The organism is Ensifer canadensis (assembly GCF_017488845.2).
GTDB lineage: Bacteria > Pseudomonadota > Alphaproteobacteria > Rhizobiales > Rhizobiaceae > Ensifer > Ensifer canadensis.
Genome location: NZ_CP083370.1, coordinates 3,778,934 through 3,800,629, shown reverse-complemented (window position 1 = coordinate 3,800,629; position 21,696 = coordinate 3,778,934). Strand labels below are relative to the sequence as shown.

The 21,696-nt window shown below is 61.8% G+C and carries 20 protein-coding genes; 8 read left to right on the top strand and 12 right to left on the bottom strand.

Going from position 1 to position 21,696, the window contains the following annotated elements; all coding sequences use genetic code 11:
- Nucleotides 1–10: 10 nt before the first annotated feature.
- Nucleotides 11–784 (bottom strand): endonuclease III, encoded by a 774-nt coding sequence (gene nth / locus J3R84_RS18330; protein ID WP_025425415.1) that lies wholly within the window; start codon nt 782–784, stop codon nt 11–13.
- A gap of 22 nt (nt 785–806) precedes the next feature.
- Here nth and J3R84_RS18325 point away from each other — a divergent pair, with 22 nt between their 5' ends.
- Nucleotides 807–1,304, top strand: a complete 498-nt coding sequence (locus tag J3R84_RS18325) for a DUF2244 domain-containing protein (protein WP_025425414.1) — start codon at nt 807–809, stop codon at nt 1,302–1,304.
- A 75-nt stretch (nt 1,305–1,379) separates the two neighbouring features.
- Complete coding sequence (locus J3R84_RS18320) at nt 1,380–2,252, top strand: methylated-DNA--[protein]-cysteine S-methyltransferase (RefSeq protein WP_025425413.1); 873 nt, start codon at nt 1,380–1,382, stop codon at nt 2,250–2,252.
- A 51-nt stretch (nt 2,253–2,303) separates the two neighbouring features.
- Here the strand turns inward: J3R84_RS18320 and J3R84_RS18315 are convergent, their stop codons facing one another.
- From J3R84_RS18315 to mepA, 6 genes are all read right to left on the bottom strand, one after another.
- Complete coding sequence (locus J3R84_RS18315; RefSeq protein WP_025425412.1) at nt 2,304–2,939, bottom strand: 2,3-bisphosphoglycerate-dependent phosphoglycerate mutase; 636 nt, start codon at nt 2,937–2,939, stop codon at nt 2,304–2,306.
- Between the two features lie 31 nt (nt 2,940–2,970).
- Nucleotides 2,971–3,789, bottom strand: a complete 819-nt coding sequence (dapB, locus tag J3R84_RS18310) for a 4-hydroxy-tetrahydrodipicolinate reductase (protein ID WP_025425411.1) — start codon at nt 3,787–3,789, stop codon at nt 2,971–2,973.
- Nucleotides 3,790–3,814: 25 nt separating this feature from the next.
- Nucleotides 3,815–5,617, bottom strand: a complete 1,803-nt coding sequence (locus J3R84_RS18305; protein ID WP_057204388.1) for an ABC transporter ATP-binding protein — start codon at nt 5,615–5,617, stop codon at nt 3,815–3,817.
- 111 nt (nt 5,618–5,728) lie between these two features.
- On the bottom strand, nt 5,729–6,748 hold the full coding sequence (locus J3R84_RS18300) for a glucokinase (protein WP_025425409.1): 1,020 nt from the start codon (nt 6,746–6,748) through the stop codon (nt 5,729–5,731).
- A 144-nt stretch (nt 6,749–6,892) separates the two neighbouring features.
- The gene (locus J3R84_RS18295) at nt 6,893–7,273 is read right to left on the bottom strand and encodes a methylglyoxal synthase (protein WP_025425408.1); all 381 of its coding nucleotides are present in this window, start codon (nt 7,271–7,273) and stop codon (nt 6,893–6,895) included.
- Nucleotides 7,274–7,358: 85 nt separating this feature from the next.
- On the bottom strand, nt 7,359–8,414 hold the full coding sequence (gene mepA / locus J3R84_RS18290) for a penicillin-insensitive murein endopeptidase (protein WP_025425407.1): 1,056 nt from the start codon (nt 8,412–8,414) through the stop codon (nt 7,359–7,361).
- Nucleotides 8,415–8,625: 211 nt separating this feature from the next.
- Here mepA and J3R84_RS18285 point away from each other — a divergent pair, with 211 nt between their 5' ends.
- From J3R84_RS18285 to J3R84_RS18265, 5 genes are all read left to right on the top strand, one after another.
- Nucleotides 8,626–10,485 carry an extracellular solute-binding protein gene (locus J3R84_RS18285; protein WP_025425406.1) on the top strand — a complete coding sequence of 620 codons (1,860 nt, stop codon included), beginning with the start codon at nt 8,626–8,628 and terminating at the stop codon, nt 10,483–10,485.
- Nucleotides 10,486–10,668: 183 nt separating this feature from the next.
- Nucleotides 10,669–11,751: a microcin C ABC transporter permease YejB gene (locus J3R84_RS18280; RefSeq protein ID WP_025425405.1), complete on the top strand. Its 1,083-nt coding sequence runs from the start codon at nt 10,669–10,671 to the stop codon at nt 11,749–11,751.
- Complete coding sequence (locus tag J3R84_RS18275) at nt 11,751–12,893, top strand: ABC transporter permease (RefSeq protein ID WP_203527306.1); 1,143 nt, start codon at nt 11,751–11,753, stop codon at nt 12,891–12,893. Before J3R84_RS18280 ends, J3R84_RS18275 begins: the two co-directional genes overlap by 1 nt.
- Nucleotides 12,894–12,901: 8 nt before the next feature.
- Nucleotides 12,902–14,530, top strand: a complete 1,629-nt coding sequence (locus tag J3R84_RS18270; RefSeq protein WP_025425403.1) for an ABC transporter ATP-binding protein — start codon at nt 12,902–12,904, stop codon at nt 14,528–14,530.
- 10 nt (nt 14,531–14,540) lie between these two features.
- Nucleotides 14,541–15,500 carry a 2-hydroxyacid dehydrogenase gene (locus J3R84_RS18265; protein ID WP_025425402.1) on the top strand — a complete coding sequence of 320 codons (960 nt, stop codon included), beginning with the start codon at nt 14,541–14,543 and terminating at the stop codon, nt 15,498–15,500.
- 105 nt (nt 15,501–15,605) lie between these two features.
- Here the strand turns inward: J3R84_RS18265 and J3R84_RS18260 are convergent, their stop codons facing one another.
- The 3 genes from J3R84_RS18260 to J3R84_RS18250 all read right to left on the bottom strand — a co-directional run bounded on the left by J3R84_RS18260 (nt 15,606) and on the right by J3R84_RS18250 (nt 18,417).
- Nucleotides 15,606–16,460 (bottom strand): C40 family peptidase, encoded by an 855-nt coding sequence (locus J3R84_RS18260; RefSeq protein ID WP_025425401.1) that lies wholly within the window; start codon nt 16,458–16,460, stop codon nt 15,606–15,608.
- A gap of 6 nt (nt 16,461–16,466) precedes the next feature.
- A complete protein-coding gene (locus J3R84_RS18255; protein ID WP_025425400.1) occupies nt 16,467–16,817 on the bottom strand; it encodes a MarR family transcriptional regulator in 351 nt (116 codons plus the stop codon).
- 208 nt (nt 16,818–17,025) lie between these two features.
- Nucleotides 17,026–18,417, bottom strand: coding sequence for a leucyl aminopeptidase family protein (locus J3R84_RS18250; protein WP_203527304.1), 1,392 nt, complete (start codon nt 18,415–18,417; stop codon nt 17,026–17,028).
- Between the two features lie 134 nt (nt 18,418–18,551).
- Here J3R84_RS18250 and J3R84_RS18245 point away from each other — a divergent pair, with 134 nt between their 5' ends.
- Nucleotides 18,552–19,373, top strand: coding sequence for a tetratricopeptide repeat protein (locus J3R84_RS18245; protein WP_025425398.1), 822 nt, complete (start codon nt 18,552–18,554; stop codon nt 19,371–19,373).
- A gap of 315 nt (nt 19,374–19,688) precedes the next feature.
- On the opposite strand, the gene J3R84_RS18240 is transcribed toward J3R84_RS18245, so the two are convergent.
- Both J3R84_RS18240 and J3R84_RS18235 read right to left on the bottom strand, forming a co-directional pair.
- Nucleotides 19,689–20,675, bottom strand: coding sequence for a type II secretion system F family protein (locus tag J3R84_RS18240; RefSeq protein WP_025425397.1), 987 nt, complete (start codon nt 20,673–20,675; stop codon nt 19,689–19,691).
- 9 nt (nt 20,676–20,684) lie between these two features.
- Nucleotides 20,685–21,695, bottom strand: coding sequence for a type II secretion system F family protein (locus J3R84_RS18235; RefSeq protein WP_025425396.1), 1,011 nt, complete (start codon nt 21,693–21,695; stop codon nt 20,685–20,687).
- Nucleotide 21,696: the final 1 nt, after the last annotated feature.

Sequence of the window (21,696 nt, the reverse complement as noted above, 5' to 3'; positions counted from 1 at the left end):
AAGACGCGCGTCAGCCGGCGACCGGAAGAACTTGTTGCGGTAACTCGACCAGCGGCGCCGGGATATCGCAGGTCTTTTCCGGTGCCTTGCAGATATCGGCAATGACGCAGCGCTCGCATTCCGGCTTGCGCGCCTTGCAGCAATAGCGGCCATGCAGGATCAGCCAGTGATGCGCATGGTAGAGATATTCGTTGGGAATGATGCGCGAGAGCTTCGCCTCGACCTCATCAGGGGTCTTGCCCGGTGCCAGACAGAGGCGGTTGGCGATGCGAAGGATATGGGTGTCGACGGCGATCGTCGCTTGGCCGAAGGCCATCGACAGCACGACGTTGGCGGTCTTTCGCCCGACGCCCGGCAGCGTTACCAGCTCCTCCCGCGTGCGCGGGACTTCGCCGCCGAAATCGGTGATCAGCTTTTCGCTGAGCGCGATGACGTTCCTGGCCTTGTTGCGGAAAAGGCCGATGGTCTTGATGTAGTCGCGGACCTTCTCCTCGCCGAGGGCCAGCATTTTTTTCGGCGTGTCGGCAACGGCGAAAAGTGCCCGGGTTGCCCGGTTGACGCCGGCATCAGTCGCCTGCGCCGACAGGGCGACGGCAACCACCAGGGTAAAGGGATTGACGTGCTCCAGTTCCCCCTTCGGCTCCGGCCGCTGGATCGAGAAGCGTCGGAAGATCTCGGAGATTTCCTCGCGACTGTAGACGCCTGAGGTACGCGGGGCGCGGCGGCCCGTCGCTGGCTTCGTTTTCGCGGGCTCGCCCGGCAATTTCGGCTTCACGTTTTTCATGATGCATCTATAGTCAATGGTCATGACTGATGGCAACGATCAGACGCTTGACGGCGAAGAGCCGGTGTTCAGCGCCGAACTGACCCCCTATCGCTCCCTGGGCTTTAAGGGGTTCAAGGTGTTTTTCCTGATCGCCGGGCTGCTCAGCCTGGTACATGCGGTCGTGTTCATGGTGATCGGCGCCTGGCCGATCGTGTTCTTCTTCGGGCTGGATTTCGCGCTGCTGTTCGGTGCTTTCTGGCTGAACTACCGCTCGGCGCGTAGCCGTGAAGAAGTCAGCGTCTCGCGAACCGACGTGTCGGTGCGCAAGTTCACGCCGTCGGGCCGGATGATCGAACACCGCTTCAATCCGTTCTGGGCGCGCTTCAACATCGCACGGCATCAGGAGATCGGCATCGTCTCGATGAGCATCAGCGGCGGCGGCCACAGGACCGATGTCGGTTCCTTCCTCAACCGCGACGACCGCGAAACCTTCGCCACGGCGTTTTCCGGGGCGCTTGCCACCGTGCGCCGCCGCTGACGCTAGGGCCAATCAAGTTTCGGGTGGCAACGACGCTGGCGGCATGGTTACCTGTGTCACGACAGGAGATGACCGATGAACATTGCGACAACCCTCCCCACCGACATCACGCCTGATGGCACCGATTACGACACGGTGAGAAATGTGATCGAGATGCTCACCGAAGAGTATCGCGAGCAGCCTTCGCTTGAAGCGATCGCGAAGCGTCTGAAGCAGTCGCCGACGCAACTGCAGAAGGTCTTTACCCGCTGGGCCGGGCTGTCGCCGAAGGCGTTCCTGCAGGCGGTCACGCTCGACCATGCCAAGCGCTTGCTGCGCCAGGAAGACATGCCACTCTTGGAGACCAGCATCGAGATCGGGCTTTCCGGCCCGAGCCGGCTGCACGACCTCTTCGTCACCCATGAGGCGATGTCGCCGGGCGAATGGAAGGCGCGCGGCGCGGGCCTCACCATCCGCTACGGCTACCACCCCTCCCCCTTCGGCACGGCGCTGGTGATGATCACCGATCGAGGTCTTGCCGGCCTTGCCTTCGCCGATGGCGGCGGCGAGCACGAGAGTTTCGAGGATATGGCGCATCGCTGGCCGAACGCCACCTATGTCGAGGACAGCGCGGCCACGGCGCGTTATGCGGCGCGCATTTTCGATCCTGAACGCTGGTGCGCCGGAGAGCCCTTGCGCATCTTCCTGATCGGCTCCGATTTTCAGATCCGGGTCTGGCAGGCGCTCTTGAAGATCCCGCTCGGCCGCGCCACGACCTATTCGACCATCGCCGGCGAGATCGGCCAGCCGACCGCCTCACGCGCCGTCGGGGCAGCCGTCGGCCGTAACCCGATCTCGTTCGTCGTTCCCTGTCACCGGGCGCTCGGCAAGAGCGGCGATCTCACGGGCTATCACTGGGGGCTGACGCGCAAGCGCGCAATCCTCGGATGGGAAGCCGGCAAGGCCTGAGAACGAAAAAAGGGGCGACCGGCGCCCCTTTTGTTTGCTCTGCAGTTTGCCTTAATGGGCAGCCGACATATCGCCGAGCACTTCCTTGGAAGCGACCGTCGAATTGGCGTTGAGCTTGTAGACCATCGGCACACCGGTCGCGAGATTGAGCTTCAGGATCTCTTCCTTCGTCAACCGGTCGAGAACCATGACGAGCGAGCGCAGCGAGTTGCCATGCGCGGCAACGAGAACCTTCTCGCCGGCCAGCACGCGCGGCAGGATATCCGTCAGGTAGTAGGGCCATACGCGGGCGCCGGTGTCGCGCAGGCTTTCGCCGCCCGGCGGCGAAATGTCGTAGGAACGGCGCCAGATATGCACCTGCTCTTCGCCCCACTTCTCGCGGGCATCATCCTTGTTGAGGCCGGAGAGGTCACCATAGTCGCGCTCATTCAGCGCCTGATCGCGGATGGTTTCGAGTGACGGCTGGCCGACGGCGTCGAGCACGAACTGGCAGGTGCGCTGGGCGCGGATCAGCGACGAGGTGAAGGCGATGTCGAACTTGATGCCGTAGTCGGCGAGCGCCTTGCCGCCAGCCTTGGCTTCTTCGACGCCAAGCTCGGTCAGGTCAGGATCGCGCCAGCCGGTGAACAGGTTCTTCAGGTTCCAGTCGCTCTGGCCATGCCGGACAAGGACGAGGGTGCCGCTCATATGATTTCCCCTTGAGACGATAGAGATGGTGTCAGTTGAGCCCGAGAACATCGAGCATGGAGTAGAAGCCGGGTTTCTGGTCGCGTGCCCAGAGTGCTGCGGTAATGGCGCCCCGCGCGAAGATGGAACGGTCGGTGGCGCTGTGGGACAGCGTCACCTGTTCGCCTTCTCCGGCGAGAATGACCGAGTGTTCGCCGATCACCGAGCCGCCGCGCAGCGTCGCAAAACCGATCGTGCCTTGCGGGCGGGCGCCGGTGTGGCCGTCACGGACGCGCACGGAATTTTCAGACAGCGCAATGCTGCGCCCCCTCGCCGCCGCTTCGCCAAGGAGCAGTGCCGTGCCGGAGGGGGCATCCACCTTGTGCTTATGGTGCATTTCGAGGATTTCGATGTCCCAGGCAGCAGGCCCGAGAGCACGCGCCGCCTTCTCCGTCAGCACGCCGAGAAGATTGACGCCGAGACTCATATTGCCCGACTTGACGATGCGGGCATGACGCGCGGCAGCGCGGATCTTCGCGTCGTCATCCGCCCCGCAGCCGGTGGTGCCGATCACATGCACGATGCGTGCCTGTGCGGCGAGGCCGGCAAATTCGACGGTGCCGGCCGGCGACGTGAAATCGAGCACGCCTTCGGCTTCGACAAAAGCTTCGAGCGGCTTGTCGGTGATCGCGATGCCGATCGGTCCGAGCCCGGCGAGTTCGCCCGCGTCACGGCCGACGAAGGGTGAGCCTGGACGTTCGACGGCCGCATGCAGGCGGACGCCGTCCATGCCGTGAACCATACGGATCAGCGTCTGGCCCATGCGACCGGCCGCGCCGACGACCACAAGCTTCATGTCCGTCGTGCTCATCGGCGATATTCCTTCCAGCTCATGTTTAGATTTCGGCGTCGGCCGACGCCTCTGGGGCCTTGCCCTGGAGATTGTGCAGGCGAGCGTAGAGACCGTCCTGGCGGCGCGCAAGATCCTCGTGCGTGCCTTCCTCGACGACGAGACCGTCCTTCATGACGATGATCTTGTCGGCATTGACGACCGTGGACAGACGGTGGGCGATGACGATGACCGTGCGTCCGTGCATCGCCTCGTCGAGCGCCTTCTGCACCGCGGCCTCCGACTCGGTGTCGAGCGCCGAGGTTGCCTCGTCGAGCAGCAGGATCGGTGCATTGCGCACCAACGCGCGGGCGATCGACAGACGCTGCCTCTGGCCACCGGACATCGTGACCCCGTTTTCGCCAACCGGGGTGTCGTAACCCTGCGGCTGGGTGAGGATGAAGTCATGCGCATAGGCCAGACGCGCGGCTTCCTCGATTTCCGCATCGGTCGCGTCCGGGCGGCCATAGCGGATGTTGTCGCGGATAGAGCCTTCGAAAAGATAGGGCTGCTGCGAGACATAGGCGATGCCATTGCGCAGCGACTGCTTGGTGACGTCGGCGATGTCCTGCCCGTCGATCAGAATCTGGCCGGAGGCCGGATCGTAGAACCGCGGAACAAGGCTGATGACCGTCGACTTTCCGGCCCCGGACGGGCCGACAAGCGCAGTGGTCTTGCCGCCTTCGGCGACAAAGCTGACGCCCTTCAGAATCTCGTCGCCATTGGCGTAGCGGAAGCGCACATCGCGCAGCTCGACGTTTGCACCGTGGAACTCGAGCTGCTTTGCATCCGGCTTGTCACGCTGATGCGGCACCGTGTCGAGGATTTCGTAGACCATGCGGGCGTTGACCGCGGCACGTTCCAGCGAAACCTGCAGGCGCGCCAGGCGTCGGGCCGGGTCATAGGCCATCAACAGAGCGACGACGAAGGCGAAGAAGGCTCCCGGCGGTACGCCGGCATAAATCGCGCGGAACGCGGAATAGGCAAGCACGCAGGAAATCGCGAGACCCGCAAAGGTTTCGGTCATCGGCGCGGTGCGTTCGCTCAAGCGCGCAATCCGGTTGGCCCGGTTTTCGGCCCGCTCGATGATCGCTTCGACCTTGCCGCGCAGTTCGCGCTCCATCGTGAATGCCTTGACGATGGAAATGCCCTGGATCGTCTCCTGCATGGCACCGAGGACACGGCTGTTGACCTCGATGGATTCACGCGTCGCCGAGCGCAAGCGCCTGGAAACGTAGCGCAGGCCCAGCAGCAACGGCGGCGCTGCCACGAAGACGATGATCGACAGCAGCCAATCCTTGGCGAACATCACGCCGACGAGCCCGATCAGGGTCAGGAGATCACGGGCGATCGAAGTGACGGTCAGATTGAGCACGTCCCGAATGCCGCTGACATTCTGGCTGATCTGGGCAGCGAGCTGCGCCGAGCGTGTCTCGTTGAAGTAACCGACGCTCAGTGCCATCAGATGCGCATAGAGCCGGCGCTGGTAGCGCGCGACGATATTGTTGCCGATCTTCGACAAGGCGACCGCCTGGCCGTAGGTGGCAAAGCCGCGCAACACGAACGCGCCAAAGATCGAACCGCACACCAGCAGCACGATACCCGCATTTCTGTTGGCAAAAGCCTCGTTGATCACGGTCTCCATGATCGAGGCGGTAAAGCCGGTCGTCACGGCGACGACAGCCAGGCACGCAATGGCAAAGACGTAGCCGCGGATATGATCGCGACCGTTTTCTGCGATGACCCGCTTCAAGATTCCGCTGATCGTGTCAGAATCGACAGCGTGCTGTTTTCTATCTCTGGCGCTCAAAAAGCCTGTCTTCCCTGAGCCTGCGCGGTAAGTCGGACGCCGACACTACCTTTCTCGGGCTCTATAGTGCTTTGATGTCGCTTTGGCGAGTCTTTGCGCACGCCGCCGCCATCAGCTTCGCCAGCGGCGTCCCTCCGTTGCAACACCGAAGTCTCTCGGCGTGCGCGCGAAAGCTGCCAAACCCGACAGTGCCGCCATCGGATGAATGACCGCGAAGGTCGGGATGGTCTTCATCAGCGCGGAATGCGGCGCCTTGTCTTCGAAGGCGGCCCGGAATTCCGGTTTTTGCAGCGCCGGCAGGATCTTTTGCGAAATGCCACCGGCCAGAAACACACCGCCGCGCGCCATGAAAATCAGCGCCATGTCGCCGGCCACGCGACCGAGATAGGTCGAAAACAGCGATATACTCTCGACCGCGGCGGGGTTGTTGTCGGCAAGTGCTGCTGTGGTGACCTCGGCCGGATCGTTCAGGACCGGTTCTTCGCCATTGGCGGCGCAAACGGCCCGATAAAGATTCATGATGCCGCGACCGCAGAGGATCTGCTCGCCGGCCATGCGCCCCTCGATCGGCTCCAGGAAAGGCCAGATCTGGAAGTCGCGCTCGGTTCGCGGGCCGATATCGACATGACCGCCTTCGCCGGGCACCGGAAACCAGGTGTGCTGCGCGAAGACCAGGCCGCCGACACCGAGTCCGGTACCCGGACCGAGAACGACGCGGGAGGTCAGCGGGCGAACGCTGCCGCCACCGATCTTCACCAGATCTTCGGCAGCCGGGGCGGCGACGGCCAGCGCCTGCGCCTCGAAATCGTTGATGATCAGGACGTCCTCAAGGCCGAGGCCCGACAGCATGTCCTTGGGGCGTAACACCCAGCCGGCATTGGTCAGCGGAATCTCGTCGCCCTTGATCGGGCCGGCGACGGCGAGGATCGCCGACCGCGGCTGGACCGAGGTCTTGTCGAGGATGCTCTTCTGCAACGCTTCCTCGATCGTCTCGAAATCGCCGGTCTTGATCGGCGGCAGCTGCTTCGGCTCGGCAAAGGCATCGAGCAGCAAAGCGAAGCGGGCATTGGTGCCGCCGATGTCGCCGATCAGGATCGGAAAGGAAAAACTGTTGTCACTCGCACCGGGCATCACACTGTCCATCCTGATCGTCGCCGTGAGGTTTCGAATTCTCTACAGCGCCGCGCGTCAAATATGACGCGCAAAGGACGCTGTAGCACTTAAACTTGCTGCATGAATCCTTAGATCGAATCCGATTTAAGGATTCATGCAGTATCAGTTGTGGTTGAAGTCGATCAACTGCTCCGCCGTTGCGCGATTGAGCGCCATCGGAATATCGTAGACGATCGCAAGCCGCATCAACGCCTTGACGTCAACATCGTGCGGCATCGCCGTCAGCGGATCGACGAAGAAGATCAGAAGCTGGATATCGCCGGTGGCGATCATCGCGCCGATCTGCTGGTCGCCGCCGAGCGGACCGCTTTTCAGGCGCGTGATATCGAGGCTGGGACAAACATCGAGAACGCGGCCGCCAGTCGTGCCCGTGGCAACGATCTTCCATTGCGCGAAGACCGCTTCGTTTGCCTTGGTAAACGCGGCGAGATCATCCTTCTTCTGATCGTGAGCGATCAGGGCAACGCATTTCCGATCCGCCATGCCGTATCCCCGCCAGCAAATTTAAATCGATTTGATGGCCGTATACATGAGCCCGGCAAGATTGAAAAGGCGCAAGCCGAGACGGCTACTGCAGCGTCGGGCGCGCCAGGGGAACGGGAATGTCGGCTGGCGGCAAATCGGCTGCGGCATTGCCGATCACCTGCTCGATGCCCTGTTCGGCAGGCACTGGCGACGCAGCGCGATAGGCCATGCCGAAGGTCGCATCCTGCTCGGTGGCCGGGGCCGGTCCGTTCAGCACCAGGGTGCAGGCCTTCGGCAGATCGGCCATGGTCGTCAACCGGGGCTTCACCGGCTTTTCGCCCGGCTTCTTCTTCGGCTTTGCCCATGGTTCATCTGTAAACCACCAGGCCAGCGATTTGTCGCAGCCATCGCCGGCCGGGACGGCCGCCTGGTCCTTGCAGGTCTTCGAGCCTGCCGGGCATTTGATGCGGATGTGGAAATGGTAGTCGTGGCCATAGATCGGCCGGACCTTGCCGAGCGCAGAACGGTCACCGTTCCAGGTGTCGCAGAGCTTCTTCTTGATCGCCGGATTGACGAAGACCCGTTCGACCTGCGGGTAACTGGCGGCCAGCATGATCAGCCGGGCATGCGCCGGCGTCCAGATCGATGGGTCGACGGTCAGAAACTTGTTCTTCTGCAGCATCGACGTTGCGGAGATGTCTTCCCGCTCCCGGCCCGTCAGCGTCCTCTGCGGCATCGGCGTCAGCCAGATATCGGCATCGAGACCGATCTGGTGCGAGGCGTGGCCGGAGATCATCGGTCCGCCACGCGGCTGCGAGATATCGCCGAGAAGCAGACCCGGCCAGCCGACCTTTTCGGCGGCATCATGGGAGAATTGTTCGATCAGTGCGATCATCTGGGGATGGCCCCAGCGCCGGTTGCGCGACAGCCGCATCGCCTGCCAGGTGGGACCATCCGTCGGGATCGCGACGCCGCCGGCAAGGCAGCCCTTCGCATAGAAGCCATAGGACGAAGGCGCCATCTGAGCCGGCAGCGTCTTGGCGCCGAAAAGCGTCTTTGCCGGCGTGTCGTCGGCCCTGGCAGCATCGGCGATCAAGAAACTCGTTCCGAGCAACAGCGCCAGAAGCGCCGAGCCGCAACGTTGAAGTGGAGCAACCATGTCATTTCGTCCCGTTCATGTCCCGCAGACCCCGACGCCGACGCGCCGTGTCCGATGAACCCCCATCCTAAGGCGCGGTCTTTGCCTCAGCCTTGTGAATCACCGGGATGTGACGCAAAAATTTCGCCTGATTTGCGGCGGTGCCTGTCAATTGCCCCGATTTCGCCTATGCTTTCAAAAAAGAACATTGGAATATAGGGGTACCGGCTGGATGCCAAACTTCTGCAGGACCGTGAAACCTGGCCTCGCGGCCTCGCTTCTGACAGCAGCGCTTCTTCTCCTTCCCCCTGCATCGAATGCCGAAGAACAGCCCGTCTGGCGCAATGGTACGTCGTCGATCGGTGAGCCAAAACATAAGGATGGCTTCGCCCGCTTCGACTACGTCAATCCGGACGCACCGAAAGGCGGCGAGCTGCGGCTCTCGGAAAACGGCACGTTTGACACGTTCAACCCCATCCTCGCCAAGGGCGAAGCGGCGACCGGCGTTTCGTCCCTGGTCTTCGATACGCTGTTGAAAACCGCCGAGGATGAAATCACCACCGCATACGGCCTGCTTGCCGAGGGCGTCTCCTATCCCGACGATATCTCGTCTGCCACTTTTCGCCTGCGTGCGGAGGCCAAGTGGGCCGACGGAACGCCGGTGACCCCGGAGGATGTCATCTTCTCCCTCAACATGGCGAAGGAGCACAATCCACTCCAGTCCAACTATTACCGCCACGTGGTTTCAGCGGAAAAGACCGGCGAGCGCGATATCACCTTCCGCTTTGACGAGAAGAACAACCACGAACTGCCGAACATTCTCGGCCAGTTCCCGATCGTTCCGAAGCACTGGTGGGAGGGGCAGGACGCCAAGGGCAACAAGCGCGATATCTCCCGCACAACGCTGGAACCGGTGATGGGCTCCGGCCCCTACAAGATCGCCTCTTTCCAGGCGGGTGGCTCGATCCGCTTCGAGCTCAGGGACGACTATTGGGGCAAGAACCTCAACGTCAATGTCGGACAATACAATTTCAGCACGATCACCTATGCCTTCTTTAGCGACAGAAACGTGGAATTCGAGGCTTTTCGCGCCGGCAACGTCGATTTCTACCGAGACAGCAGCGCGAGCCATTGGGCGACCGCCTACGACTTTCCGGCCATGAAGGACGGCCGTGTGATCCGCGAGGAGATCGAGAATCCGCTGCGCGCAACCGGGGTCATGCAGGCGCTGGTGCCGAACATGCGCCGCGAGAAGTTTAGGGATCAGCGGGTGCGCGAGGCGCTGAACTACGCCTTCGACTTCGAGGATCTCAACCGCAATCTCGCCTACAACGCCTATCAGCGTGTCGACAGCTATTTCTGGGGCACCGAGCTTGCCTCCTCCAAGCTTCCCGAGGGCCGCGAAAAGGCAATCCTGGAGGAGCTGAAGGACAAGGTTCCGGCCGAAGTCTTCACCACGCCCTATGTGAACCCCATCAACGGCGACCCGCAGAAGGTGCGCGGCAACTTGCGCAAGGCGCTCGACCTGTTCAAGGAGGCGGGCTACGAGCTCAAGGGCAACCGGTTGGTCAACGTCAAGACCGGCGAACCCTTCGGCTTCGAGCTGCTTCTGTCCAACCCGTCCTTCGAGCGCACGGTCACGCCATTCATTAACAGCGTCAAGAAAATCGGCATCGATGCCCGCATCCGCACCGTCGACGATTCGCAATACACCAATCGCGTCAGAAGCTTCGACTATGACATGATCTATGGCATCTGGGCGCAGTCCCTGGTGCCAGGAAACGAACAGATCGACATTTGGGGCTCGAGCTCGGTCAACCAGCCGGGATCGAGAAACTATGCCGGCATTGCCGATCCAGCGATCGACGAGCTGATCCGAAGGATCATCTTCGCGCCGAACCGCGAGGAACTGGTTGCGACGACACGGGCGCTCGACCGCGTTCTCCTCTCCCATAACTATGTCGTGCCGCTCTTCTATTCCAAGGCGGTCCGCGTGGCCTATTGGAACCACCTCGCCCATCCGCAGGAGCTGCCCTATTACGGCACCGGCTTCCCGGATGTCTGGTGGTCGAAAAACGCCACGGCCAAATGAAGCCCTTGCACTTGGATGCCGTCTCGATTCCAAATGCAGAAAAACGAATCACTGAAAACGAATATAGGCCCGGCTTGGGCCTGAAAGCCGCAAGGAGACGTGAGGATTGAGACACCATAGGGCGCACGCCGACGCTTCGCGGGTCCGGGCCACCGGCAACACGTCGATCGAAAGGCTGGCCTGATGGGTGCCTATATCCTGCGACGCCTGCTGCTGATGATCCCGACGATCATCGGGATCATGGCGATTTCTTTCACAGTCATTCAGTTTGCGCCCGGCGGACCGGTCGAACAGGTGATTTCGGACCTGACGAACGCCGGCGGCTCCGACCGGCTGAGCGGCAGCAGCGGCGACCTGATGCAGACCGGTGGCGATCAAGGCGGCCAGTACCGAGGCGCCCAGGGGCTCGACCCGGAATTCATCGCCAAGCTCGAAAAACAGTTCGGCTTCGACAAGCCGCCGCTCGAACGCTTCGGCACGATGATGTGGGACTATATCCGCTTCGACTTCGGCGAGAGCTTCTTCCGCAACACGTCGGTCATCGATCTGATCAAGGAGAAGATGCCGGTCTCGATCTCGCTGGGGCTCTGGATCCTGCTGTTTTCCTACGCGATCTCGATCCCGCTCGGCATCAAGAAGGCGGTGTCTGATGGATCGACCTTCGACATCTGGACCTCGGGCATCATCATCGTCGGCTATGCCGTTCCGAGCTTCCTTTTCGGCATCCTGCTGATCGTCGTCTTTGCCGGCGGCTCGTTCCTCGACTGGTTTCCGCTGCGCGGCATCGTTTCCGACAATTTCTGGCAACTGCCCTGGTGGCAGAAGATCCTCGACTACTTCTGGCACATGACGCTGCCGCTGATCACGCTTTTGCTTTCGGCCTTCGCGACAACGACGCTCTTGACCAAGAATTCGTTCATCGACGAGATCAAGAAGCAGTATGTGACGACGGCGCGCGCCAAGGGCCTGAATGACCGTCAGGTGCTCTACGGCCACGTCTTCCGCAACGCTATGCTGATCATCATCGCCGGTTTCCCGAGCGCCTTCATCTCGGCCTTCTTCACCGGTTCGCTGTTGATCGAATATATCTTCTCGCTCGATGGCCTTGGGCGGCTCGGCTATGATTCCGTCGTCAAGCGCGACTATCCGATCGTCTTTGCGACGCTGTTCATCTTCTCGCTGATGGGGCTGCTCGTCAGCCTGCTCTCCGACCTCATCTACACCTGGGTCGATCCGCGCATCGATTTCGAGCGGAGGGACGTGTGATGAGCACCGTAACCACTGCCCCCACCCAGGTTGCCGCCCCGCCGCGTGGCTGGCTGTCGCCGGTCAACAAGCGGCGCTGGCAGAACTTCAAGGCGAACCGGCGCGGCTACTGGTCGCTCTGGCTGTTCCTTCTGCTGTTCGTGCTCAGCCTGTTTGCCGAATTCATCGCCAACGACAAGCCGATCATCGCCTCCTACAAGGGCGAGATCCTGTTTCCTGCGGTGGTCAACTATCCGGAGGAGAAGTTCGGCGGCTTCCTTGCCGAGACCGACTATCGCTCCGACTACATTCGCGACGAGATCGAGGGCAACGGCTGGATGATCTGGCCGCCGATCCGCTACTCCTACCAGACGGTCAACTCGAACATTCCGCATTCGGCGCCGACAAAGCCCTTCTGGCTGATGAGCACGAAGGAACGCTGCTCGGCCTATCCGGAAGGCACCGCCGACCGCAACTGCATTGCCGGCAACCTCAACTGGCTCGGCACCGACGACCAGGCGCGCGACGTGACGGCGCGCATGATCTACGGCTTCCGCATCTCGGTGCTCTTCGGGCTGGTACTCACCATCGCCTCCGCGATCATCGGCGTGACGGCCGGCGCAGTGCAGGGCTATTTCGGCGGCTGGACCGACCTCTTGATGCAGCGCTTCATCGAGATCTGGTCGTCGATGCCGGTGCTCTACATTCTCTTGATCATCGCCGCGATCCTGCCGCCGGGCTTCTTCATCCTGCTCGGCATCATGCTCTTGTTTTCCTGGGTCGGCTTTGTCGGCGTCGTGCGCGCCGAGTTCCTGCGGGCACGCAACTTCGAATATGTGAATGCAGCGCGCGCGCTTGGCGTCGGCAACGGCACGATCATGTACCGTCACCTGCTGCCGAACGCGATGGTGGCGACCCTGACCTTCCTGCCGTTCATCCTTTCTGGCTCGATCACCACGCTGACCTCGCTCGACTTCCTCGGCTTCGGCATGCCGCCGGGCTCGCCTTCCCTTGGCGAGATGATCGCGCAGGGCAAATCCAATCTGCAGGCGCCCTGGCTCGGGCTGACGGCCTTCTGCGTCATGTCGGTGATGCTGTCGCTGCTGATCTTCGTCGGCGAAGCGACCCGCGATGCCTTCGACCCGAGAAAGACATTCCGGTGAGCGCGACGATGACCGATCCCATTCTCTCCGTCCGCGATCTGTCGGTCGCTTTCCATCAGGGCGGTAACACCTCGCTTGCGGTCGATAGCATTTCCTTCGACATCAAGCGCGGCGAAACGGTTGCGCTTGTCGGTGAGTCCGGCTCCGGCAAGTCCGTGTCCGCCAACTCGATTCTGAAGCTCCTGCCCTACCCTTCGGCAAGCCATCCGAGCGGCGAAATCCACTTCAACGGCAAGGACCTGCTGAAGGCCAGCGATGCGGAGCTGCGCCATGTGCGCGGCAACGACATCACGATGATCTTCCAGGAGCCGATGACATCGCTCAATCCGCTGCATCCGATCGAACGGCAGATCGGCGAGATCCTGGAGCTGCATCAGGGACTGGAAGGAGCCGCGGCGCGCACGAGAATTCTCGAGCTCTTGAACCAGGTCGGCATCCGCGAGCCGGAGAAGCGGCTTGGCGCCTATCCTCACGAGCTTTCCGGTGGCCAGCGCCAGCGCGTGATGATCGCCATGGCGCTCGCCAACCGGCCGGAGCTTTTGATCGCCGACGAGCCGACGACGGCGCTCGACGTCACGGTGCAGGCCCAGATCCTCGAACTCTTGAAAACGCTGAAAGACGAGCACGGCATGTCGATGCTGTTCATCACCCATGACCTCGGCATCGTGCGAAAAATCGCCGACAGGGTCTGCGTGATGACCAAGGGCAAGATCGTCGAGACCGGGCCGACCGCCGAGATCTTTGCCAATCCACAGCATGCCTATACCCGCCACCTGCTCGCATCCGAGCCAAGGGGTAACCCGCCGCTTTCGGACGCCTCGAAGCCAGTCGTCATGGAAGCGGCTGATGTGAAGGTTTGGTTTCCGATCAAGGCCGGCTTCCTGCGCAAGGTCGTCGACCACGTGAAGGCGGTCGACGGCATCGACCTTAAGCTGCGCGCCGGCCAGACGCTCGGCGTCGTCGGCGAATCGGGTTCCGGCAAGACGACGCTCGGTCTGGCGCTGACGCGGCTGATATCGTCCAAGGGACGGATCGCCTTCGTCGGCAAGGACATCGCCGCCTACAGCTTCCGCGAAATGCGGCCGCTTCGAAACCGGATGCAGGTCGTCTTCCAGGACCCTTACGGTTCTCTGAGCCCGCGCATGTCGATTTCCGACATCATCGCCGAAGGGCTGAAAATCCACGAGAGCGCGCTGTCGGACAACGAGCGCGATCAACGCGTCGCCGCAGCGCTCGAGGAAGTGGGGCTCGACCCCGCCACCCGCTGGCGCTATCCGCACGAATTCTCCGGCGGCCAACGGCAGCGCATCGCGATTGCGCGTGCGATGGTACTGAAGCCGAAATTCGTGATGCTGGATGAGCCGACCTCGGCGCTCGACATGAGCGTCCAGGCGCAGGTGGTCGACCTGCTGCGCGACCTGCAGCACAAGCACGACCTCGCCTATCTCTTCATCAGCCACGACCTCAAGGTTGTGCGGGCGCTTGCCAACGAGATGATCGTGATGCGCATGGGCAAGGTCGTCGAGCAGGGCCCGGCGGAGCGCATCTTCAATGCGCCGCAGGAGGATTATACCAAGGCCCTGATGGCGGCAGCCTTCAACCTCGAAGCCGTCAACCTGTCCGCCATCCGCCAGTAGAGTCCTAACAATGCCCTCGAAAAGCTCCGTCATCATCGATCTGAAGTTCATTCCCGAGGAGGTTGCGGCAGCCCTGAAGGGCGCCTTCCCGGACCGGGAGGTGATCAACCGAGCCGATGCCATCCACGACAATCGCGATCTCTCTGATATCGACTATGCCGTGGTGTGGAAATCGGCACCGGACCTTTTCGAGAGAGCGCCGGATCTCAAGGTGGTGTTCTCCGGCGGCGCCGGCGTCGACCATGTCCTGACGCTGCCGGGATTGCCGGATGTGCCGCTTGTGCGCTTCGTCGATCGCAGCCTGACGACACGCATGAGCGAATGGGTGGTGATGCAATGCCTCATGCATCTGCGCCAGCACAGCACCTATGAGGCGCTGGCGGCAAAGCGGGAGTGGCGCGACCTTTCCCAACCCGAGGCGGCGGACATTACCGTCGGCATCATGGGCATGGGCGTGCTTGGACAGGATGCGGCCCGTAAGCTTTCGGCCTTGGGCTTCAAGGTCGTCGGCTGGTCGCGCAGCACGAAGGCGATCGACGGCATCGAGACCTATGGCGGTGACGAGCTGGACGCCTTCCTGGCGCGCACGGACTTCCTGGTTGGCCTGTTGCCGCTGACGCCGGAGACCCGCGGCATCTTCAATGCCGGACTTTTTGCCAAGCTGAGCCGCAACGGCCCCTTTGGCGCCCCGGTCTTCATCAATGGCGGCCGCGGCGGCAGCCAGGTCGAAACCGATATCTTGAGCTCACTCGATTCGGGCCTTCTCGGCGCAGCGTCCCTTGACGTTTTCGAGCAGGAGCCGCTTTCGCCAGAAAGCCGCTTCTGGCAGATGCCGAATGTCTATGTAACGCCGCATGTCGCAGCTTCGTCCGACGTCAAGGCGCTGTTCCGCCACGTCGAACAGCAGATCGCCCGCCTCGAAAGCGGGCAACCTTTGCAGCACGTCGTCGATAAATTAGCCGGCTACTGAGCGCTTAGAACGCTTCCGGCCTCGAGAGAGCCGCCCAAACCCTCTATCTCTTTGTTTTTGCGCATTACCTGACGGAAAACCGCTTCGCACTTTTCCTGGAAATGCTTAAGGGCGGCGATAGCCCGTCGGCTGGTCGTAGAGCCAACCGATGCGTTCGATCGACGCTTCCAGTCCCTCGCGGGCAACGGTCATCGTATGGCCGTTGGCATGGATCAGCGTTTCGTCGTCTTCCATCAGCGCAACGTGGCCCTTCCAGAAGACGAGGTCGCCGCGCCTAAGCTCCTCACGGGCGATCGGCGTTCCCAAGCCTGCAGCCTGCATGTCGGAGTCGCGCGGGGCGAGCTTGCCGACCATCATCATCGACAGCTGCACAAGGCCGGAACAATCAATGCCGAAACCGGAACGACCGCCCCAGAGATAGGGAGTTTCGACGAAGCGGGCGGCAACCGAGACATAGTCTCCGGGCACGACGCTGCCGACCTCGATGCAATGGTTGGCGATCACCGCCTGGCCGCCGTCGAGCAGGAAGTAGCGCGTGCCACGGGTCTCGCGCTCGTCGACAACGCTGAGACGGCTGCCCATCGACAACGGATAAACAGTCGGAAAACGCAAGTCATGACCGGAATAGACGAAGGTGCGCGGGGCCGAGACGATGTGCGTCGGGCTCTTGACCACCGGCGCAAGGCAATATTCCGGAAGGTAGCCGACATAGCCGTCGAGATCCGCCTTCACCCAGCACCAGCTCTCGTTGGTATCGAGCACCCGAACCGATTCGCCGAGCAGCAGTTCGGTATCGGTACCGCAGGCAAGATCGGGCTTTGCCCTGAGCGGCGTTACCGGCACGGAGACGCGGGCAACGCTTCCCTCGACATAGCGCTCGGCCTCCACGACACCGCGAAGGCGGCTTTCGGCGAGGTCGGCTCGATAGGCATTCAGGCGGCGATCGGGAAGTGTCGACATGTCAACTCACTTAGGCTGTTTGCGGCCCTGATCAATGATCAGATCGCCGAATTTTTCAAGATAGAGAGCACCGTCGACTGTCCTTTTGATGACCACGTTGCGCCGATCGCGGTCGTCGCGGGCGCGGTCGACAAGGCCGAGGGCGCCCATGGTATCGAGTGCTCGCGTGATCACCGGCTTGGTGACGCCAAGGGTTGCGGCAAGGCCACGAACGGTGTGGGGCGGCGGCACGAGATAGATCTGCAAGAGGATCGCCATCTGGCGCAGCGTCAGATCGCGACCGTCCACCCGCACCTGTTCCAACGATACCATGTGCCAGAGCCCGAGGGCCTGGGAGGGCGTAAGCTCGACCGGCAATGGCAACTCCTGCGCAACCGCATGAATCCCTCGATCGCTCTCCGGTTCGAGGATTCAAACAGACAGTCAACGAACGACAGCGACCAATACACTTCCAAGGGAAGCGCGGCGCTGCGGTAGTCCGCCACCATAGCGGCGGACCGTTACGCAAGCGTTGCTTTTTCGGACGACCGGCGCAGGGTCAGCGCCGGTCGTCTTCATCAGAGACTCACTTGGCGATCCGCCCGATATGCTGATAGAGCGCGCGAATAGCCTGAGCCTCACCGCCAACAGGCGAATGCGGCCGCTCGGACTGGGCCCACCCGAAGATATCGAAATGCACCCAGCTTTTGGTGTTGGTGACGAAGCGCTTGAGGAAGAGCGCTGCGGTGATCGAACCTGCCATGCCGCCCGAAGGCGCGTTCGTCAGGTCGGCAATGCGCGCGGAGACGTCCTTGTCGTAGCCCATGTGCAGAGGCATGCGCCACATCGGATCGTCGACGCTGAGGCTCGCCTCAGAGAGATCCTGCGCCAGCTCGGCGTCGTCGGTGAAGAACGGCGGCAGGTCGGGACCGAGTGCAACGCGGGCGGCACCGGTCAGCGTTGCCATATCGACAAGCAGCTCGTTCTTTTCCTCGTCGGCATAGGCGAGCGCATCGGCAAGAATGAGACGGCCTTCGGCATCGGTGTTGTCGATCTGCACCGTCAGGCCCTTGCGGCTGCGATAGATGTCGCCCGGCCGGAAGGCATTGGCGGAGATCGAGTTCTCGACGACGGGGATGATGACGCGCAGATCGACCTTGAGCTTTGCATCCATGATCATCAGCGCGAGGCCCATGACGTTGGCGGCACCGCCCATGTCCTTCTTCATTAGCAGCATTGAGGAAGCGGGCTTGATGTCGAGGCCGCCGGTGTCGAAGCAGACGCCCTTGCCGACCAGCGTCACTTTCTTGTGGCCCTTCTTGCCCCAGCGCAGTTCAAGAAGACGCGGCGCTTCTGCGCTCGCACGGCCGACCGTGTGAACAAGCGGGAAGTTCTGCGTCAGAAGAGCCTCGCCCGATATCACCGAGACATCCGCCTTGTAGTGCGTCGCAAGTGCGCGGAATGCTGCTTCCAGCGCCTCAGGGCCCATGTCGTTGGTCGGCGTGTTGATGAGGTCGCGGGCAAGGAAGACGCCGGCGAGCTGACGCTTGATATCGGCAGCATCGGCATCGGTCGGGATGAGCAAGGTCGGCGGCTCGCCCTTTGCCGACTTGTAACGCTCGAAGCGATAGGAGCCGAGACCATAGCCGAGTGCCAGCCGGTTGGCTGTGAGCGGCGCCGTTTCGATATGGTACTTGCCGGGTGGCAGGGCGCGCGCGAGCTTGCCGGTCAGGAACGGCGCCTCGGATGGGTTGCCGCCCAGGCCGAAGAGCGCGCCGCCGAGATGGCCATCGGCGGATGGGATCAGAAGGACCGCGCCCGATTCGGCCTTGAAGCCGGCCTTTCGGGCCCAATCAAGCGCGATCGGATCGATGGCTCCCGTTTCGATATGCGCCGGCGTGACCGCGAAGATCGGCAGAGTCTTGCCTGCGCTGGTGTTGAACGGCGACGGCCGCTCGATGAACTGATAGGGGGCCATGGAAGTCCTCGGCTGACAGAGATGGATTCGCGCATTTAACGCTCTGTTAGGGTTAACAGATTATTGCTGGAGTGAAAGTTGCGCCGATGTTGTTTGGAGTTCTGGTGCGCGAATGCATGCTGGGGACACCGCCGATGGCCAAACGCACGATCTCATCCCTAAACGCCAACCGTCTGCTGCAAGGCGCCGCGATCGCGATCGTCGCCCTGTCTGTCGCCGGCTGTGCCAACCAGCCGAAGAAGGAGCTGACGACCGGTTCCATTTCGGGCACGTCGAAGTCGGTTCAATCGATGACCGCATCGGAACTGTCCCAGGCAGCCGAAGGCATCGGCCAGGCCTATGAGAAGAACCCGCGGGATCGCGAGGCGGGGCTCAACTACGCCAATCTTCTGCGCATGACCGGGCGCAACGAACAGGCGCTTGCCGTCATGCAGCAGGTCGCCATCAACCATCCGCAGGACCGCGAGGTCCTCGGCGCCTACGGCAAGGCGCAGGCAGCGGCCGGACAACTGGATCAGGCACTGAACACGATCAGTCGCGCGCAGACGCCGGATCGGCCGGACTGGAAGCTGAAATCGGCCGAGGGCGCGATCCTTGACCAACTCGGACGTGCCCAGGAGGCGCGCCTGCGCTATCGCGAAGCGCTCGAGCTCAAGCCGAACGAGCCTTCGGTGCTCTCCAACCTCGGCATGTCCTATCTTCTGACCAAGGACCTGCGCACGGCGGAGACCTATCTCAAGTCCGCCGCGAGCCAACCCGGCGCCGACAGCAGCGTACGGCAGAACCTCGCACTCGCCGTCGGGCTGCAGGGACGCTTTCAAGAGGCCGAAACGATCGCCCGCCAGGAGCTTTCCGGGGAGCAGGCAGAAGCCAACGTGAAATATCTGCGCTCGATGCTGTCGCAGCAAGGTGCGTGGACGCAGCTGGCCAAGGCGGACGAAACTAACACCAACTGAGATCACGGAACGGAACCGGTGTCTGTCGCACGCCCCAAGCCCGCTACAGCGACCTTTGCGCGTCTAATAAGACGTGCTGCGCTGTAGGAATCGCTGACTGCGCTTTAAGCCTTTGTTTTTGCGCATGTCGCGCAAAAGTGCGTAGCGGTTTTGCGATAGTGACATGCGCTAGGCTGATCTCAAGCCGCCTCTGATTTGCAAGCCTCCACAGCCTCGCGCGTTCAATGGAATACGCGACGAGCGCCATGGGCGGCCCGACTTTTCGGCACAATCTCCCAAATTGCATCCGCTCTGAAGAATTGTGCAGCAGCGGGATCAGAAACGATCGGCGACCTGGATGCCGGCCGGACCGAGGATGACGGCGACGAGAACCGGCAGGAAGAACAGGATCATCGGCACTGTGAGCTTGGGCGGCAGCGCCGCCGCCTTCTTTTCAGCGGCATTCATGCGCTGATCGCGGCTTTCCTGCGCCAGAACGCGCAGCGCCTGGGCAATCGGGGTGCCGTAGCGGTCGGCCTGGATCAGCGCCTGAACCACCGATTTCACATCATCGAGGCCCGTCCGGTGGCCGAGGTTTTCGAGCGCGATCCGGCGTTCGGGCAGGAAGGAAAGCTCGGCCGTCGTCAACACCAATTCCTCCGCCAGAGCCGGCGACTGGGAGGCAATTTCATCGGCAACGCGCCGCATGCCAAGCTCCATCGAGACGCCGGATTCAACGCAGATCAGCAGGAGATCGAGCGCATCCGGCCAGGCGCGACGAATGGAATGCTGTCGCTTCGAGATGGCGTTGGCGACAAAGATGTTCGGCGCATAGAAGCCGACATAGGCAAAACCGACGGCAAATGCGAACCGCATCATGAACGGCTTTTCGGCAAAATTGCCGAGCACGAAAATATAGATGATCGCGATGACCAGGAACAGGAACGGAAGGCAGAAGCGCGCGAAGAGGAAGGTGTTGAGCGCGTTCTGGGACCGATAGCCCGCCGTCTTGAGACGGTTGACCGTGTTGTCGTCAACGAGGGCTTTGCGCAGATTCAGCCGCTCGACCACCTGGCGAACGGACGTATTGTTCTGACCGCGCAAATTGGCCTTGCCGCTCGAGACTTCGGCCGCCAGGCGCGCGCGTTCCCGTGCGCGGATCTGTTCGCGCTCGGTCGCCACCGATTTCATCCGCTTGCCGAGGTCTCCGCGCTCCAAGAGCGGCACCACGAGAGAATAGAAGGTCGCCAGCACTGCAAATGAGACAAGAACGGCAAAGACGACATTGGGATCCGTCAGTGTCTTGATCAATCCTTCGCTCATAATCGTCCCTCAGATATCGAAATTGATCATGTTGCGCATCACCAGAATGCCGATACTCATCCAGACCAAGCCAGCGCCAATGATGAGATGGCCGCGCGGGTCAGTGAACAGGACCATCATGTAGTCGGGTGAGGTAACGTAAACGAGGAACGACACGATGAATGGCAGGGCGCCAATAATGCAAGCCGAAGCCTTTGCCTCCATCGACAGAGCGCTGACCTTGGCCTTCATCTTCTTTCGTTCACGCAACACCTTCGACAGGTTGCCGAGCGCTTCGGACAGGTTGCCACCCGCCTGCGCCTGAATACCAATAACAATGGCGAAGAAATTCACCTCTGCCAGTGGAATGCTATTGATCATGCGGGCGCATGCCTCGGTGACGCTGAGGCCGACCTGCTGAGAATCGACGACGCGGCGAAATTCGGTTTTGACCGGCTCCTGGCCGTCACCGGCGATGAGGCGCAGGGCATCATTCAACGGAAGACCCGATTTGATCGAGCGAACCATGATGTCGAGCGCGTTCGGAAACTCCTCAAGGAATTTCTTGCAGCGACGCTTGATCAGGAAGCCGATGAACCAGCGTGGCAGGCCAGCGGCGGCGATCAGGCTGATGCCAGCCGAGATCGCGAGACCGGCGCCAGCCATGAGCGTGATGATGAAGGCGACGAAGCCGAAAGCCGCACTGAAAAGATAAAACTGCGTCAGGGAAATGGACAGGTTTGCCTGTGCCAGGCGGGCCTTCATCGATGGCGCCGTCTTGCTCGATTTTTCCTGTTGCTTCTTCTCGAGTTCCTTCAACGAGTCCTGAACGGACTTGCGTCGCTTCGACATTTCGCTGACACGATCGCGAGCTGCCTTGACCTTGACCCGATCTGTTTCGGCGGCGCCGACTTTGCGAATTCGACCTTCCGCCTTCTTCTCGGTTTCTATCCGCGAATACAGGACAACATAGGCAAGGGCCGCCGCTGAAATTGCGACGAGGAAGGCCAGCGCCAGGACGGGGATGCCTATGCCGAACATC

Excerpts from the sequence above, each read along its gene's own strand:
- dapB (WP_025425411.1), bottom strand. The coding sequence starts at position 3,789 with ATGAGCACGACGGACATGAAGCTTGTGGTCGTCGGCGCGGCCGGTCGC.
- mepA (WP_025425407.1), bottom strand. The coding sequence starts at position 8,414 with ATGGTTGCTCCACTTCAACGTTGCGGCTCGGCGCTTCTGGCGCTGTTG.
- J3R84_RS18320 (WP_025425413.1), top strand. The coding sequence starts at position 1,380 with ATGAACATTGCGACAACCCTCCCCACCGACATCACGCCTGATGGCACC.
- J3R84_RS18315 (WP_025425412.1), bottom strand. The coding sequence starts at position 2,939 with ATGAGCGGCACCCTCGTCCTTGTCCGGCATGGCCAGAGCGACTGGAAC.
- J3R84_RS18280 (WP_025425405.1), top strand. The coding sequence starts at position 10,669 with ATGGGTGCCTATATCCTGCGACGCCTGCTGCTGATGATCCCGACGATC.
- J3R84_RS18240 (WP_025425397.1), bottom strand. The coding sequence starts at position 20,675 with ATGAGCGAAGGATTGATCAAGACACTGACGGATCCCAATGTCGTCTTT.
- J3R84_RS18275 (WP_203527306.1), top strand. The coding sequence starts at position 11,751 with ATGAGCACCGTAACCACTGCCCCCACCCAGGTTGCCGCCCCGCCGCGT.
- J3R84_RS18325 (WP_025425414.1), top strand. The coding sequence starts at position 807 with ATGACTGATGGCAACGATCAGACGCTTGACGGCGAAGAGCCGGTGTTC.
- J3R84_RS18285 (WP_025425406.1), top strand. The coding sequence starts at position 8,626 with ATGCCAAACTTCTGCAGGACCGTGAAACCTGGCCTCGCGGCCTCGCTT.
- J3R84_RS18270 (WP_025425403.1), top strand. The coding sequence starts at position 12,902 with ATGACCGATCCCATTCTCTCCGTCCGCGATCTGTCGGTCGCTTTCCAT.
- J3R84_RS18250 (WP_203527304.1), bottom strand. The coding sequence starts at position 18,417 with ATGGCCCCCTATCAGTTCATCGAGCGGCCGTCGCCGTTCAACACCAGC.
- J3R84_RS18235 (WP_025425396.1), bottom strand. The coding sequence starts at position 21,695 with ATGTTCGGCATAGGCATCCCCGTCCTGGCGCTGGCCTTCCTCGTCGCA.
- J3R84_RS18245 (WP_025425398.1), top strand. The coding sequence starts at position 18,552 with ATGGCCAAACGCACGATCTCATCCCTAAACGCCAACCGTCTGCTGCAA.
- nth (WP_025425415.1), bottom strand. The coding sequence starts at position 784 with ATGAAAAACGTGAAGCCGAAATTGCCGGGCGAGCCCGCGAAAACGAAG.
- J3R84_RS18265 (WP_025425402.1), top strand. The coding sequence starts at position 14,541 with ATGCCCTCGAAAAGCTCCGTCATCATCGATCTGAAGTTCATTCCCGAG.
- J3R84_RS18260 (WP_025425401.1), bottom strand. The coding sequence starts at position 16,460 with ATGTCGACACTTCCCGATCGCCGCCTGAATGCCTATCGAGCCGACCTC.
- J3R84_RS18300 (WP_025425409.1), bottom strand. The coding sequence starts at position 6,748 with ATGCCCGGTGCGAGTGACAACAGTTTTTCCTTTCCGATCCTGATCGGC.
- J3R84_RS18295 (WP_025425408.1), bottom strand. The coding sequence starts at position 7,273 with ATGGCGGATCGGAAATGCGTTGCCCTGATCGCTCACGATCAGAAGAAG.